At 36.3% G+C, this 14,779-nt stretch carries 13 protein-coding genes and 1 other annotated feature; of the genes, 3 read left to right on the top strand and 10 right to left on the bottom strand.

Annotated features, from left to right (window positions below; genetic code table 11):
- Window positions 1-59: 59 nt before the first annotated feature.
- The 7 genes from trmB to HMPREF3270_RS06535 all read right to left on the bottom strand — a co-directional run bounded on the left by trmB (window position 60) and on the right by HMPREF3270_RS06535 (window position 7,001).
- Window positions 60-698, bottom strand: a complete 639-nt coding sequence (gene trmB / locus HMPREF3270_RS06565; protein ID WP_070848364.1) for a tRNA (guanosine(46)-N7)-methyltransferase TrmB — start codon at window positions 696-698, stop codon at window positions 60-62.
- A gap of 13 nt (window positions 699-711) precedes the next feature.
- Window positions 712-1,503, bottom strand: a complete 792-nt coding sequence (locus HMPREF3270_RS06560; protein WP_023015987.1) for a phosphotransferase family protein — start codon at window positions 1,501-1,503, stop codon at window positions 712-714.
- 266 nt (window positions 1,504-1,769) lie between these two features.
- Window positions 1,770-2,618, bottom strand: coding sequence for a D-amino-acid transaminase (dat, locus tag HMPREF3270_RS06555; protein WP_070848365.1), 849 nt, complete (start codon window positions 2,616-2,618; stop codon window positions 1,770-1,772).
- Between the two features lie 2 nt (window positions 2,619-2,620).
- Complete coding sequence (gene pepV / locus HMPREF3270_RS06550) at window positions 2,621-4,036, bottom strand: dipeptidase PepV (protein ID WP_002481225.1); 1,416 nt, start codon at window positions 4,034-4,036, stop codon at window positions 2,621-2,623.
- Window positions 4,037-4,229: 193 nt separating this feature from the next.
- Window positions 4,230-4,646: a YtxH domain-containing protein gene (locus HMPREF3270_RS06545; protein WP_057509789.1), complete on the bottom strand. Its 417-nt coding sequence runs from the start codon at window positions 4,644-4,646 to the stop codon at window positions 4,230-4,232.
- Window positions 4,647-4,671: 25 nt separating this feature from the next.
- Entirely contained in the window at window positions 4,672-5,367 is a 696-nt protein-coding gene (locus HMPREF3270_RS06540; protein ID WP_023015990.1) for a pseudouridine synthase, read from the bottom strand.
- On the bottom strand, window positions 5,367-7,001 hold the full coding sequence (locus HMPREF3270_RS06535; RefSeq protein ID WP_002481228.1) for a putative polysaccharide biosynthesis protein: 1,635 nt from the start codon (window positions 6,999-7,001) through the stop codon (window positions 5,367-5,369). Before HMPREF3270_RS06535 ends, HMPREF3270_RS06540 begins: the two co-directional genes overlap by 1 nt.
- Window positions 7,002-7,270: 269 nt before the next feature.
- On the opposite strand from HMPREF3270_RS06535, the gene HMPREF3270_RS06530 reads away from it, so the two are divergent.
- Entirely contained in the window at window positions 7,271-8,527 is a 1,257-nt protein-coding gene (locus tag HMPREF3270_RS06530) for a BaiN/RdsA family NAD(P)/FAD-dependent oxidoreductase (protein WP_070848366.1), read from the top strand.
- 85 nt (window positions 8,528-8,612) lie between these two features.
- Here the strand turns inward: HMPREF3270_RS06530 and HMPREF3270_RS06525 are convergent, their stop codons facing one another.
- From HMPREF3270_RS06525 to HMPREF3270_RS06515, 3 genes are all read right to left on the bottom strand, one after another.
- Window positions 8,613-8,930, bottom strand: a complete 318-nt coding sequence (locus HMPREF3270_RS06525; protein WP_070848367.1) for a rhodanese-like domain-containing protein — start codon at window positions 8,928-8,930, stop codon at window positions 8,613-8,615.
- A 20-nt stretch (window positions 8,931-8,950) separates the two neighbouring features.
- A complete protein-coding gene (gene leuS, locus HMPREF3270_RS06520; protein WP_002481232.1) occupies window positions 8,951-11,365 on the bottom strand; it encodes a leucine--tRNA ligase in 2,415 nt (804 codons plus the stop codon).
- A gap of 51 nt (window positions 11,366-11,416) precedes the next feature.
- Window positions 11,417-11,607, bottom strand: a binding site (T-box leader).
- 137 nt (window positions 11,608-11,744) lie between these two features.
- On the bottom strand, window positions 11,745-12,923 hold the full coding sequence (locus HMPREF3270_RS06515; RefSeq protein ID WP_070848368.1) for an MDR family MFS transporter: 1,179 nt from the start codon (window positions 12,921-12,923) through the stop codon (window positions 11,745-11,747).
- Between the two features lie 272 nt (window positions 12,924-13,195).
- On the opposite strand from HMPREF3270_RS06515, the gene HMPREF3270_RS06510 reads away from it, so the two are divergent.
- Together HMPREF3270_RS06510 and HMPREF3270_RS06505 are read left to right on the top strand one after the other, a co-directional pair.
- The gene (locus HMPREF3270_RS06510) at window positions 13,196-14,158 is read left to right on the top strand and encodes a tRNA modification radical SAM protein MnmL/YtqA (protein WP_070848369.1); all 963 of its coding nucleotides are present in this window, start codon (window positions 13,196-13,198) and stop codon (window positions 14,156-14,158) included.
- Complete coding sequence (locus tag HMPREF3270_RS06505) at window positions 14,155-14,712, top strand: tRNA 5-(aminomethyl)-2-thiouridylate-methyltransferase MnmM (RefSeq protein WP_070848370.1); 558 nt, start codon at window positions 14,155-14,157, stop codon at window positions 14,710-14,712. The genes HMPREF3270_RS06510 and HMPREF3270_RS06505 overlap by 4 nt, the downstream gene beginning before the upstream one ends.
- Window positions 14,713-14,779 lie beyond the last annotated feature (67 nt).

The following is a 14,779-nucleotide window of genomic DNA, read 5'->3' as shown; positions in this document are numbered from 1 at the left end:
TTCAAGTTATAACGGTAGTTTGTCTACGGTCTGAAACTGCATTCTATTGAATGCAGTGATTAATGATGAAACTTTGCTTCCATTCGGTAAATACGTGAACCTTTATCCGCAAACTTTCTTTCATATTCAGTTTCAATATTATCCTCATCATCTTCATCATGAAGATTGAGATTAATCTTAGTAAAATACATACCGAACTGAGACATACTTTCTAAACTATAAGCAAATAATCCTCGATTATCAGTCTTGAAATGGATTTCTCCATCTTCTTTCAAAATTGTTTTATATAATGCAAGGAACGTGTGATACGTTAGTCTTCGCTTCGCATGTCGTTTTTTCGGCCATGGATCAGAAAAATTTAAATAAACACGATCAATTTCGCTAGGTTTAAAGTAATCAGTTAATTCCATTGCATCATTACAAATTAGTTTGATATTCTGCAAATCCTTTTCCAACACTTTATCTAACACACGAATCATCACGTTTTTATCTCTTTCTAAAGAGACAAAGTTGACTTCTGGATGTTGTGCAGCGAGTTCTGTAATAAACTGCCCCATTCCAGAACCGACTTCAATATAAATCGGTTGTGATTTATCGAACCATGCTGACATCTCGCCAGCATGCGTTCCATCCATATCTACAACTGTATTATGTTTGCGCAAATAATCCTCTGCCCAAGGTTTATTTCTTAATCTCATTTGCTTATTCTCCTCAAATAAATACGTTGCTGTTCATCACTTCATTTAAAAATTTCAGCCATATATTCATATCTTTATAACGTTTCTGTTCTTCAGACCACTCTACAAGACCAATCGCTTGAATAACGGTATACCATTTCATTCTTTTACTTAAATCTAATGATTCTTTGCAACCATATTTTTCAAGCCATTCTGACCACTCATTTTGAGGAACGTAATTGTAAAGCAGCATTCCGATATCGATGGCAGGATCTGCTAACATTGCACCTTCCCAGTCGACTAAATAAAGTTCATCACGATCAGATAGCAACCAATTATTATGATTTACATCTCCATGAACGACTGTATAAAAGCGAGGGTCCAAATGAGGTTTATGCTCTTCAAGATACGTCAAGGCTTTTCTGACTACATGATGCGTCAGTACCTGTCTGGAAAGCGAGGTATTGATTTTATTGTATAGAATATCTGGTGTAATAGGTTCCATTTCCATTCTTTTCAACATGGTCAATAATGTTTTTGAGCTATGGATTTTTTTCAATAACTTAGCCACTCTTGTCTGAGTCATTTCTTCGAAAGTCAATTCTCTGCCATTTTTCCAATGTTGCGCTGTGACAACTTCCCCTGTTTCTATTCGTTTTGTCCAAACTAATTTAGGGACAATACCTTCAGCTGATAATGCCGCTATAAATGGATTAGAATTTCTTTTCAAAAATAGCTTTTGACCATCTTGTTCGGCCATATAAGCCTCTCCGGATGCGCCTCCAGCAGAATCTAAAGTCCATCCTAACTGATAGAACTGCTCCAACACGTTCACCTCGCTTTCAATTAGAAAATGGCTCTAGAAGTGTATTTCAAGAGCCATATTTTATATTTCTTTAAAAAGTTTAATACTTTTACGTCCTTAGCACTCATTGTTAATTTTATAATTTTTAACCTTGGTTTTCAACCAAAAATGAGAAACAAAAAGACACATTTTACTTTCTAGAAAGCTATTGAAAATAATTAAATTTTCAGTAGCGACAAAATAAAATTATAACACATTTTCAAGGTAAGTTGGAGAAAATCATGCAATTAATGACTTTCCTCAATTTTTTGTTCGAAGCCTTTTTGTAATTGGCGAGTAATTGGACCGACTTCACCATTGCCGACCGCTTCACCATCCAATTTAATTACAGGCATCACTTCAACAGACGTACTAGAAACAATAATTTCATCTGCTTGTTTTAAGAAATCCACTGTAAACGTTTCTTCTTTAAATGGGATTTCTTGTTCTTCAGCAACTGCTTTAATAACTCGTCTCGTAATACCATTCAAAATATAATTATTCGTAGGATGTGTATAAACAACACCGTCTTTAATTGCGTAAACGTTACTTGAAGCTCCTTCAGTAACTGTTTCGCCACGATGTTGGATTGCTTCATCAGCGTTATATTTCACAGCGTATTCTTTCGCAAGCACGTTGCCTAATAAATTTAAGCTTTTGATATCACATCTTAACCAACGAATATCTTCTACAGTAACAGCATTGATACCATTTTCTAGTTTTTCCACAGGTCTGCCGTAGCTTCTTGTAAATGCCATCATCTGAGGTTTAACATCTGGTCCAGGGAATGCATGATCTCTTGGTGCTGCACCACGAGTAACTTGGATATACACCCCACCATTTTCAACATTATTTACTTCTGCAAGTTTTTTTACTTTGTCAGTTAGTGATTCTATTGTTTCATCTAAATCAATATTTAATTCTGACGCACTTCGTAAAAATCTTTCAAAGTGTTCTTTTGCAGTAAATAATGTATTGTCATAAATACGAATGTATTCGTAAATACCGTCACCAAAGTTATAACCTCTGTCATTGTATGGTACATTTGCATCCTGTTCATCTACAAATTGGCCGTTCAAAAATACCTTGTTTGTCATACTCATTCCTCCACACATAATGCGTATAGCGCTTCTAAATAAATGCTAGTAGCATTGAAAAGTTGTTTTTTCGTAATATATTCATTTCTTTGATGCATTAAATCCTCTGAGTCGCTGAACATTGCTCCGAATGCTACGCCTTTATCTAGATTACGTGCATAAGTACCTCCGCCAATTGTATAAGGCTCAGTCATGTCACCTGTTTGATTACGATAAGCTTGAACTAATGATTGTACAAATGGATCTTCTTTATCTACATAGTGCGGACGTTGAACTTTCCCAAGTTTAAGTTCGAATCCTAAATCATTCACTTCATGCTTGAATCCTTCAATTGCTTCATCAAATTCAAATCCCTCTGGATAACGTAAGTTCACACCGAATCTTCCGCCTTCAGGCAATGTATATGAAATAATACCGATATTTGTTGTTAAGTCTCCCATTTTATCAGTATGGAATTTCATACCCATTTTTTCACCGAAGTGAGATTCGAATAAGTAACGTTCACTTAAATCAACGAATTTAGCTGCTTGAGTATCTAATTCTAATCCACGTAAGAAGTGGAGTAAGAACAAGCCGGCATTTAAACCGATAGATGGGTCCATACCATGGACCGCTTTACCTTTTAATCGTAAAACCAGCTTATCGTCTTCTAATTCACTGTTACCTACAAGTTCATGTGCTTCAAGATATTGTTGGTAACGTTCTGTTACTTCTGAATTGTTATTTTTAACTTTGAGATGTGCAACTGCTTCATCTGGAACCATGTTATAGCGTTGTCCAGATTCAAATGATAAAAGTGTAACTTCTGAATTTGTATCAGTAGAATCTTTTGCTTCACCAGCTAATTCAATATCGAATGTTGTAATACCTTTTTCACCATGGATTGCAGGGAATTCTGCATCAGGTGCAAAGCCTAGTTCAGGCATTTCTTCTGTTTTGAAATAACGATCTACACAAGTCCAGTCTGATTCTTCATCTGTACCAATGATAATGTGTACACGTTTTTTCCAGTCTACATTCATTTCATTTAAGATTTTAACCGCATAGTACGCAGCAATTGTTGGACCTTTATCATCCAATGTACCACGTGCAATAATTGCATCTTCAGTTACAGTCGGTTCAAACGGTGGTGTATCCCAACCTTCACCTGCAGGTACCACGTCAACATGACAAAGAATGCCGAATAAGTCTTCACCTTTACCTGCTTCAATTCTTCCTGCAACATGATCGACATCGTGGACATTAAATCCGTCACGTTCTGCAATTTGATACATATAATCAAGCGCAGCTCTAGGACCTGGACCTAGCGGTGCATCAGGTGTAGCTTTGCTATCATCTCTGACACTTTCAATTGAAAGTAAGCCGTTTAAATCAGCAATAATTTGATCTTGGTATTCTTGCACTTTTTCTTTCCACATTCGTGATCAACTTCCTTCTCAAATTTTAGTTCACTCTATATTTTACCCTAACTGATTCTTAAACAACAGTGGGAACCTACTTAATTTTCTGACTTAATCTCAAAATGTTGTCATCACAGTCATCTCAGAATGAAATTTTTAAATAAAAAAAATACCTTAGCTATTCGCTAAGGTACTGAAAGTTCAATTGCTATTATTTAGTATCGTTTGAACCTTTATTGTCATTTTGTTTTAAGTCTTCTTCAGTCACAATTCTGATATTATTTTGTGCTTCATCAGATTGTTTAACATCATCTAAAGTTGGTGATGCTGCATCTTCTGAATTAGAGAAGCGAGCTTTTTGCTCTTGTAAGAAACCTTTAGGGTCTTGTTTTACTTTTTCAGCATAGCCTTTAGGATCTTGTTTTACTTCGTTGAACGTTTCAGTTGCTTTAGATGCAACTTGGTTCGCTAATTCTTTAGCATTTTCTTTGTATGATTCTGGATTTTCTTTGTATTTATCATACTCTTGTTTTAGACGATCTCTGCTTTCTTTTCTTGATAATAATACTGCTGCAGTTGCTGCACCAATACCTAGTACTGCTTTAAAAAAGTTACTTGATTTTGCCATAATAATCACCTTGTCCTTTAAGAAATTAGTTTTTCACTAGTTCTAATTCTGCTTCCGTCAAAGTACGATATGCACCTTTTGACAGATTATCATCTAGTTTTAAGCTTCCGATTTGAACTCGCTTTAATTTAGTTACCTCATTTTCAATTGCGTGAAACATCCTTTTTACTTGATGGTAACGTCCTTCTTGAATTGTAACGTACACAATCCTTGGATTTTCCGTTAGTTCAAGCTTTGCAGGTTTAACCGGTCCATCTGATAATTCAATACCTTGTTCAAACTTTTGTACATCTTCCTCTGTTACAGGCAGTGCTGCTTCAACACGATATACTTTCGATACGTGTTTATTCGGACTCATTACATCATGATTAAATTGCCCATCATTCGTAATCAATAATAAGCCTTCAGTATCTTTATCAAGACGACCTACCGGAAATATGTCTAAATATTGGTAGTCTTCAATTAATCCGATAACCGTTAAGTGTTCTGCATCCTCTACAGCAGACACATAGCCTTCAGGTTTATTGAGCATCAGATAAATCTTATCAATATAAGTTATTTGTTCTCCATTGACTGTAATGATATCTGAATTCGGATCAATTTGTCGTTTGCTTTGTTTTTCTTTTTTGTTATTCACTTCAACAGCGTTCTGTTTAAGCAATTGTTTTACCTCACTGCGTGTTCCGACACCCATGTTCGATAAAAATTTATCCAATCGCATTATGAGATTCTCAACTTTCTACGTAACTTGCTTGGCAATTCACCTAAAAATTGGTCAGCAAGTCTTGTTTTCAGCGTGATACCGCCATAAACAACCATGCCGATAACAACCCCCACAATTAAGATAATCAGACTTCCGATTTTAGTTTGCGGTGACACAATCAGTTGCATTACCCAATATGCTGCTTCAACACAAAGCATCATGATAAAGCCATAGATAAAGATTTTCGCAAACTGTATCCAAGTTTCTGTAAATGTAAACTTAGCATACTTTTTCAAAATATAAAAGTTACATATGTTCGCAAACAATAATGCGATACCTGTACTTAATACCGCACCTGCTGTATGGAATGCGACAATTAATGGGAAGTTCAAGACAACCTTAACGACGACTGCTGCTAATATAACAAACACTGTCAATTTCTGTTTATCAATTCCTTGCAGCATTGATGCTGTAATACTTAATAAAGAAATCAGCATCGCGACGGGTGCGTAGAAGAATAATAAACGACTTCCGTCAAAGTTACTGCTATAGAACACTGTATATAATGGTGCTGCTAAAGCCATAATACCTAAACTTGCTGGAACTGTGATGAACATCAATACACCTAATGATGTTCTGATTTGACGATGCATTTCTGATAATTCCCCTGACTCATAAGTTTTAGTGATATAAGGGATTAAACTAATCGCGAAACCAGCAGCTAAAGATGTTGGTATCATCACAATTTTATTTGTTGTCATATTCAAGATTGTAAAGAAGTAGTCATGCAATTGTTGCGGTACTCCTGCCATACCTAACGCATTGTTATGTGTTAATTGGTCTACAATATTGAATAATGGGAAGTTCAAACTCACAATGACAAACGGGATACTATAAGAAATAATTTCCTTATACATTTTTGAATATGGTACATCTAAACCAGTAGTATCAGACGCTACCATTTTATCAATATGCGGTTTACGCTTACGCCAGTAATACCATAGCGTAAAGATACCGACGATAGCACCGATTGCTGCCGCGAACGTAGCGACACCATTCGCCATCAATACTGATCCACCCATCACATTTAACACGACATAACTGCCGCCTAAAATGAAAATAATACGTGCAACTTGTTCAGTTACTTCAGAAACAGCTGTAGGTCCCATAGATTTAAATCCTTGGAACACACCTCGCCAAGTTGCAAGTAACGGAATGAAGATAACAACTGTACTGATAATACGAATAATCCACGTGATGTCTTCGACAGTCCAGCCGCCCTCTATGTTTGATTTATGCGCAAGTGTCACATTGGCAATCAATGGTGATAATGCATATAAAATAATAAAACCGATAACACCGCTGATTGACATAACGATAAAACTTGATCGATATAACTTTTGACTGACATGATATGCACCGATTGCATTATATTTCGCAACATATTTTGATGCGGCCAATGGCACACCAGCAGTTGCTACCGCAATCGCAATGTTATAAGGTGCATATGCATAGTTGAACGGGGCCAAGTTTTCTTCTCCGCCGATAATGGCATAAAACGGAATGATAAATAGCACACCTAGTATTTTAGTTATTAAAATACTTACCGTTAGAAGAAAGGTCCCTCTTACTAATTCTTGACTTTCATTCATTACAATCTTCCTATCTGAAAATAATTTTAATCTTATCCTACTACCAACAATTGTCAGCAGTTACTTTTTTTCATTAGTATTATAGCTTAAAATAGTGTTAACAGGAAAGATTATATAAATAATTTCACAACAGTGTCAGAGAAATATATCGCAGACACTGCAAAACAAGCAAATGACTCACCTAAGCTTTCACAATAACCTAAATACTATACAGAAATCAAATTTAAAGGAGGCAGACGCGCATATACATTTCAGCGCGTACCGATTATATGTATCAATCGATTATTATCGGCGGCGGACCCAGTGGTTTAATGTCTGCAGCAGCCGCAAGTCAAAACAAACAAAAAGTATTATTAATAGAAAAGAAAAAAGGACTCGGCAGGAAATTAAAAATTTCAGGCGGCGGACGATGTAATGTCACAAATCGACTGCCCTATGATGAAATTATTCGCCACATTCCAGGTAACGGAAAATTCTTATACAGTCCTTTTTCAGTCTTTGATAACGAATCCATTATTGAGTTCTTCGAATCTCACGGTGTGAAACTTAAAGAAGAAGATCACGGCAGAATGTTCCCGGTTTCTAACCGTGCTCAAGACGTCGTAGATACTTTAGTTCAAGAACTCAAAAATAATAATGTTGAAATTAAAGAAGAAACTGCAGTCAAACATATTAAGCTAGATGAGGACGGCCATTTTATTGTGACAGATCAAAATGATCAAGTTTATCATAGTAAGACCGTTGTTATTGCGACGGGTGGGACAAGTGTTCCGCAAACAGGATCAACTGGAGATGGTTATACGTTCGCTGAGTCTCTCGGTCATACCATAACTGAACTCTTCCCTACTGAAGTCCCAATTACTTCTAAAGAACCTTTTATTATCCGGAAGACTCTAAAAGGATTGAGTTTAAAAGATGTCGCATTATCAGTGCTTAGAAAAAATGGCAAACCGCGTATCACACACCAAATGGATATGATTTTCACTCATTTTGGAATCAGTGGTCCAGCGGCATTACGATGCAGCCAATTCGTCTACAAAGAACAAAAATCTCAAAAGAAACAAGACATTCAAATGCAATTAGATGTGTTCCCTGACGAAAAAGAAAATGAGGTTCAAGCACGTATCAAATCTTTAATTAAAGAAACACCAGATAAACTTGTTAAAAACAGTCTGCGTGGGATTATAGAAGAACGCTATCTCAACTTTATACTAGAACAAGCTGGTGTAGCTGAAGACACTACAGGTCATCATATTTCCAACCAACAAATCCTGACGCTTGCACAACTGTTCAAAGGTTTTACATTTACAGTGAATGGTACGTTACCTATTGAAAAAGCATTTGTGACAGGTGGCGGTGTTTCTATTAAAGAAATTGAACCGCATACAATGATGTCAAAAATTACACCTGGCCTATTTTTATGCGGTGAAGTTTTAGATATTCATGGTTATACTGGCGGTTACAATATTACAAGCGCATTGGTTACAGGCCGTGTATCAGGTATCAATGCCGGACAGTTTGAATAGTTTTCCATTTAATTTAATCAATAAAATGAAAAATAGCCGAAACTGCATCGTAATTTTACGACCAGTTTCGGCTATTATCATTCAATTAGATACTTTTAATTTCTAAACCTTCATCGCCCCAAGCTTTCATGCCGCCTTCTACATTAACCGCATGAATTTTAGGGTTTTGTTCTTTCAAGTAATTCACTACATTCGCACTGCGAACACCTGCAGCACAGATAATGTAATACGTATCATTCTCATTGAATTCATTAAGGTTATCAGGAATTTCATTCATTGGAATAGTTGTTGCTCCTGGAATAATACCTTTCGCTGTTTCTTCGTTTTCTCGGACATCAACGATATGAATTGGTTCATTATCGAACATTTTCTTTTTCAATTCATCAGTTGTGATTGATTCCATAACTTAATCATCCTCCTTTATTATTTAGCTACAATATTAACTAATTTTTGCGGAACTGCGATGACTTTCTTGATGTCTTTATCCCCTATATCTAATTTAACATTCTCATTGTGTAACGCAATATCTTCCATTTCTTCTTTTGACGCATCTTTTGGAATGAAGACTTTTGCTCTTACTTTACCATTGACTTGGACAACGATTTCAACTTCGTCATCTACTAACAGTGCTTCATCGAAATCTGGCCAAGGTTGGTAACTGATTGTCTCATCATGACCTAATTTAGCCCATAGTTCTTCACCTAAGTGTGGTGCAATAGGTGATAACATTTTAACGAAACCTTCAACATATGGTTTGTATAATTGATCAGCTTTATAACCTTCATTTATGAAGACCATCAATTGACTGATTGCTGTGTTGAAGTTCAATGTATCAAAGTCTTCTGTCACCTTTTTAACAGTTTGGTTATAAACTTTTTGAAGTGACTTATCATCTGTATCTACAATTTTAGAAGATAATGAGCCATCTTCATTCACAAACAATCTCCAAACACGGTCTAAGAAACGTCTTGAACCATCTAAACCTTTTTCACTCCATGCGATTGCCGCATCTAAAGGTCCCATAAACATTTCATATAAACGTAATGTGTCAGCACCGTGAGAACGGATGATATCATCAGGATTTACAACGTTACCACGAGATTTACTCATTTTTTCGTTACCTTCACCTAAGATCATACCTTGGTTAAATAATTTTTGGAATGGTTCTTTCGTTGGTACAACGCCTAAATCATAAAGCACTTTATGCCAGAATCTTGCATAGAGTAAGTGAAGTACAGCGTGTTCTACACCACCGATATATAAATCAACCGGTAACCAATGTTTTAATTTTTCTGGATCTGCTAACATTTCATCGTTATGCGGATCAATATAGCGTAAGTAGTACCAGCAACTACCTGCCCATTGTGGCATAGTATTCGTTTCACGACGGCCCTTCATACCAGTTTCTGGATCTACAACGTTTACGAATTCATCAATATTCGCAAGTGGAGATTCACCAGTACCAGAAGGTTCGATAGAATCAGTTTCTGGTAATAATAATGGTAATTCATCAGTCGGAACAGTTGTCATAGTGCCATCTTCCCAATGAATAATTGGAATAGGTTCACCCCAATAACGTTGACGGCTGAATAACCAGTCACGAAGTTTATAATTGACTTTTTTCTCGCCGGCACCTTTTTCTTCTAACAATTCAATTGCTTTTGTAATGGCTTCAGCATTATGCAAGCCATCTAAAGCACCAGAATTTACATGTGGACCATCGCCAGTGTATGCCGCTTCTGAAATATCTCCGCCTTCAATAACTTCTTTGATTGGCAAATCAAATTTTTGTGCGAATTCATAGTCACGTTCATCATGCGCAGGAACAGCCATCACAGCTCCTGTACCATAAGATGATAAGACATAGTCCGCAATCCAGATTGGTAATTTTTCACCAGATAATGGATTAATCGCATAAGCACCAGTGAATACACCTGTTTTGTCTTTTGCTAAATCTGTACGTTCCAAATCAGATTTCATAGAAGCATCTTTTTGGTATTTTTCCACTTCTGCTTTATGATCTTCTGTTGTAATTTGAGAGACTAACTCATGTTCTGGACTTAATACTGCGAAAGTCGCACCATAAATAGTGTCCGGACGTGTCGTAAACACATCAATTTTACCGCCATGATTTTCAACTTCAAACGTAACTTTTGCCCCTTCAGAACGACCAATCCAGTTACGTTGCATATCTTTAATTGATTCAGGCCAATCTAAATCTTCTAAGTCTTCTAATAAACGGTCTGCATATTCTGTAATACGAAGTACCCATTGACGCATAGGACGACGATATACTGGGAAACCACCACGTTCTGAAACGCCATCTACAACTTCTTCGTTAGATAAAACCGCTTTAAGCTCAGGACACCAGTTCACAGCTACTTCATCAACATAAGCTAAACCTTTATTGAACAGTTGGATGAATACCCATTGTGTCCATTTATAATAGTCAGGATCTGTTGTGCTTAATTCTCTATCCCAGTCATAACTGAAACCTAATTCTTGAATTTGGCGTTTAAACGTTTGAATATTCTTTTTAGTGAATTCACGTGGATCATTACCTGTATTCAACGCATATTGTTCTGCTGGTAAACCGAAAGCATCCCATCCCATAGGATGTAACACGTTGTACCCTTGCATACGTTTGTAACGTGAAATAATATCTGTTGCTGTATAACCTTCAGGGTGCCCAACATGAAGTCCAGCACCTGATGGATACGGGAACATATCTAAAGCATAAAATTTCTTTTGACCCAAGTTATCGTTCGTTTTGAACGTTTTGTGTTCTGCCCAATAATCTTGCCATTTCTTCTCAATTTCTTGATGATTAAAACTCACTTTGCTTTCCTCCTAATAAAAAAATACAACTCAAACTATTATGCTTTGCTTATGAAGGACGACATTGTGCCGCGGTACCACCTTCATTCGTATCTTCTACGCACCTCATACATAATAGCTCGAGCTGTATTATTCTTAATATAATCGTTGGTAAGTTCATTTAAATGACTTAACTGGTTTGCACCGAACACCAGCTCTCTTGATAAGTCCATTAAATTACTACTCCATATACACTTATAACTATATTTTATTCTAACTCTTAATGCAAGTCTTAAATTCCTAGTCACCGCTTCTATTCTCATTGATATATTAATGAAGTTTTTCTACGACCCTGCTTATCCATAAAAAGAAAAAACAAGATATATCACGTATACCTAGTTTAAACATCAAATTCATCTGGTGATAAACGTTTATCATATATAAATAAGAAAAACATCGAAATAAACAATAAGCCCATCATCGTTAAGAACATGGCTTTCATATTGAAACTGTCAACTAAAATGCCGCCGATTAAAGGTCCGAATGCTTTACCGACCGTCGCTGCTGAATTAACAATACCTTGATAAGCACCTTGTTTACCTTCAGGCGCTAATTGATTCGCAATAGTTGGAACGGCTGGCCATACGAACATTTCACCAAGCGTTAAAATGATCATCCCAATCACAAATACTGAGAATTGCTCCGCAAAGCTTGTCACAAAGAATGACACGATGAATACGCAAATTCCGACAAACATCTGTTTCTTCAAATTACCTCTAAGTAAGCGAATAACCGGATAAATTAAAGGTTGGGCTACTAAGATCATAATACCGTTAATTGTCCATAGAACACTGTATTGAGACAATGAAATATTCATTTCTTGAGTGAATGAAGCGATAGTACTTTCCCATTGAATATATGCAATCCAACAAATTGAAAACATAACACAAAGTAATAACAAAGCCACAAAACGTTTGCGATATTTCTTTTGTGCCCATTGATTTGCATCGGGTATTTTAACTTTACCGCGATATTGTAAATTAAATTGTGTCACTGCCACGATAAAGAATGCGACATACATTAACAAGTTTGCGATGAAAATGTAATTAAAGCTGAGTTCAGCTACATACCCAGCAATAGCAGCACCAAATGCGACACCTAAGTTTTGTGCTAAATAGATGGCATTAAAGGTTTGGCGTCCACCATTCGGCCAAACTGCACCTGCCATCGCATAAATTGCCGGGATAATGATACCGCCCCCAAATCCTAACATGACTAACCATACCGCATATAAAGGCCATCCATGATAGAAATTCAATAATGTCGTTGCACATAAACAAATCACTGCACCGCTCATAATCGTAATAAAACCACCGAGCTTATCAAAGAAAAAGCCACCTAATAAGTTCCCGACAACCATACCTAAAGAGTTGATCATTAAAACCATTCCGGCAGTCGTCAAACTCTTCCCTAATTCCTGACTCATATAAATCGTATTTAAAGGCCATAAAAAACTAGCACCCATAATATTGATGGCCATACCAATAACTAACCACCAAATGGATTTAGGCATATTCATACTGTTCCACCCGCTTTCTATTCTTTTTATCTTTTTCTCAGGCAAAAACGTTCTGTATTTTTACCAATAAAAATTTCGCAAACAGAGACAAATAACTGTAAGCGAAACGTGTTTAAGATTTATATTGAATTGAATTTTGGATTTTGCAACCAAATCATCTTACTATAATTTTCAAATGAATAAAAGACCTAATTCGGATTTTCTCCTCAACATGTCCCTTCAATTTATGGTAAAATCTTACAATGGATTAATTTAAGAAAGGAAAATGTCATATGGGTCGATATTTTACGTATGCATTTGAAGATAAACGTTATCATACATGGAATTACCATTTAAAAAATAGATTTGGACAAAAGATATTTAAAGTCGCATTAGATGGAGGCTTTGATTGCCCAAACCGTGACGGCACTGTTGCACATGGCGGTTGCACATTCTGCTCAGCTGCAGGAAGTGGTGACTTTGCGGGAAATCGTGCAGATCCGATTGATGTACAATTTAAAGAAATTAAAGAACGCATGCATGAAAAATGGCAGGAAGGTAAATATATTGCTTATTTCCAAGCCTTTACAAATACACACGCACCTGTCGAAGTGTTAAAAGAAAAATTTGAACCTGTGTTGAAAGAACCTGGTGTTGTCGGCTTATCCATTGGAACAAGACCTGACTGTCTTCCTGACGATGTGGTTGAATACTTAGCCGATTTAAATAAACGTACGTATTTATGGGTGGAATTAGGATTACAAACCGTACATCAAGAAACTTCTGATTTAATCAACCGTGCACATGATATGCAGACATATTATGATGGTGTTGCTAAATTGAGAAAACATAATATTAACGTGTGTACCCACATTATTAATGGTTTGCCTGGTGAAGATTATGACATGATGATGGAAACAGCAAAAACTGTCGCACAAATGGATGTTCAAGGTATCAAAATCCATCTATTACACTTACTTAAAGGCACACCGATGGTAAAACAATATGAAAAAGGCATGTTGAATTTTATGTCACAAGAAGAATATGTCAACTTAGTTTGTGATCAATTAGAAATCTTGCCACCTGAAATGATTATTCATCGTATTACAGGTGATGGCCCAATTGATTTAATGGTTGGACCAATGTGGAGTGTTAATAAGTGGGAAGTGCTGAATGCGATTGATGCAGAATTAGCACGTCGTCATTCCGCACAAGGTGAACATTATCAACCTGTAGAGAAAGTAGAACAATCATGAAAGTAGAACGTATTTTACCTTTTGCGAAGTCATTAATTATCTCTCACATCAATGAAGCTAGCACAGTAGTAGATGCTACGTGCGGCAATGGACATGACACATTATTTTTAGCCCAGCATGTTCCAAAGGGGCATGTGTATGGGTTTGATATACAGGAAGCGGCTATCAAAGCAGCACGAGAGAAAGTAAAAGATTATAACAACACTACTTTGATCTTAGATGGACATGAACATGTATCACACTACATCAAACAAGAAGATTTGCCGATTGATGCGGCAATCTTTAATTTAGGATACTTGCCTAAAGGTGATAAACATATTGTGACAACTTCTGAAACTACTATACAAGCCATTGAGTCACTTTTTGAAATGTTAGCACCAGAAGGTATTATTGTAATTGTGGTTTACCCTGGCCATCCTGAAGGTCGAATAGAAAGCAATGTTGTCTTTGAATATCTTCAACAATTCGATCAACAAAAAGCACATGTCTTACAATACGGTTTTATTAACCAACAAAATAATCCACCTTATATTTGCGCGATTGAAAAAAGATAATATCTGAGTATAAAAATAAGAGCAGTTACCGCATATGAACTGCTTCCCGTCAAGTAGACAGGTAAAA

The sequence above is a fragment of the Staphylococcus sp. HMSC65H10 genome, from assembly GCF_001839185.1.
Taxonomy (GTDB): Bacteria; Bacillota; Bacilli; order Staphylococcales; family Staphylococcaceae; genus Staphylococcus; species Staphylococcus simulans.
The sequence above is the reverse complement of the archived record's forward strand: the minus strand, read 5'-3'. Positions and strand labels throughout refer to the sequence as shown.

What these genes read in the sequence shown, in the direction of transcription:
- HMPREF3270_RS06530 (WP_070848366.1), top strand. Translation starts at nt 7,271, where the DNA reads ATGTATCAATCGATTATTATCGGCGGCGGACCCAGTGGTTTAATGTCT.
- trmB (WP_070848364.1), bottom strand. Translation starts at nt 698, where the DNA reads ATGAGATTAAGAAATAAACCTTGGGCAGAGGATTATTTGCGCAAACAT.
- HMPREF3270_RS06505 (WP_070848370.1), top strand. Translation starts at nt 14,155, where the DNA reads ATGAAAGTAGAACGTATTTTACCTTTTGCGAAGTCATTAATTATCTCT.
- HMPREF3270_RS06545 (WP_057509789.1), bottom strand. Translation starts at nt 4,646, where the DNA reads ATGGCAAAATCAAGTAACTTTTTTAAAGCAGTACTAGGTATTGGTGCA.
- HMPREF3270_RS06535 (WP_002481228.1), bottom strand. Translation starts at nt 7,001, where the DNA reads ATGAATGAAAGTCAAGAATTAGTAAGAGGGACCTTTCTTCTAACGGTA.
- pepV (WP_002481225.1), bottom strand. Translation starts at nt 4,036, where the DNA reads ATGTGGAAAGAAAAAGTGCAAGAATACCAAGATCAAATTATTGCTGAT.
- HMPREF3270_RS06510 (WP_070848369.1), top strand. Translation starts at nt 13,196, where the DNA reads ATGGGTCGATATTTTACGTATGCATTTGAAGATAAACGTTATCATACA.
- HMPREF3270_RS06540 (WP_023015990.1), bottom strand. Translation starts at nt 5,367, where the DNA reads ATGCGATTGGATAAATTTTTATCGAACATGGGTGTCGGAACACGCAGT.
- dat (WP_070848365.1), bottom strand. Translation starts at nt 2,618, where the DNA reads ATGACAAACAAGGTATTTTTGAACGGCCAATTTGTAGATGAACAGGAT.
- HMPREF3270_RS06525 (WP_070848367.1), bottom strand. Translation starts at nt 8,930, where the DNA reads ATGGAATCAATCACAACTGATGAATTGAAAAAGAAAATGTTCGATAAT.
- HMPREF3270_RS06515 (WP_070848368.1), bottom strand. Translation starts at nt 12,923, where the DNA reads ATGAATATGCCTAAATCCATTTGGTGGTTAGTTATTGGTATGGCCATC.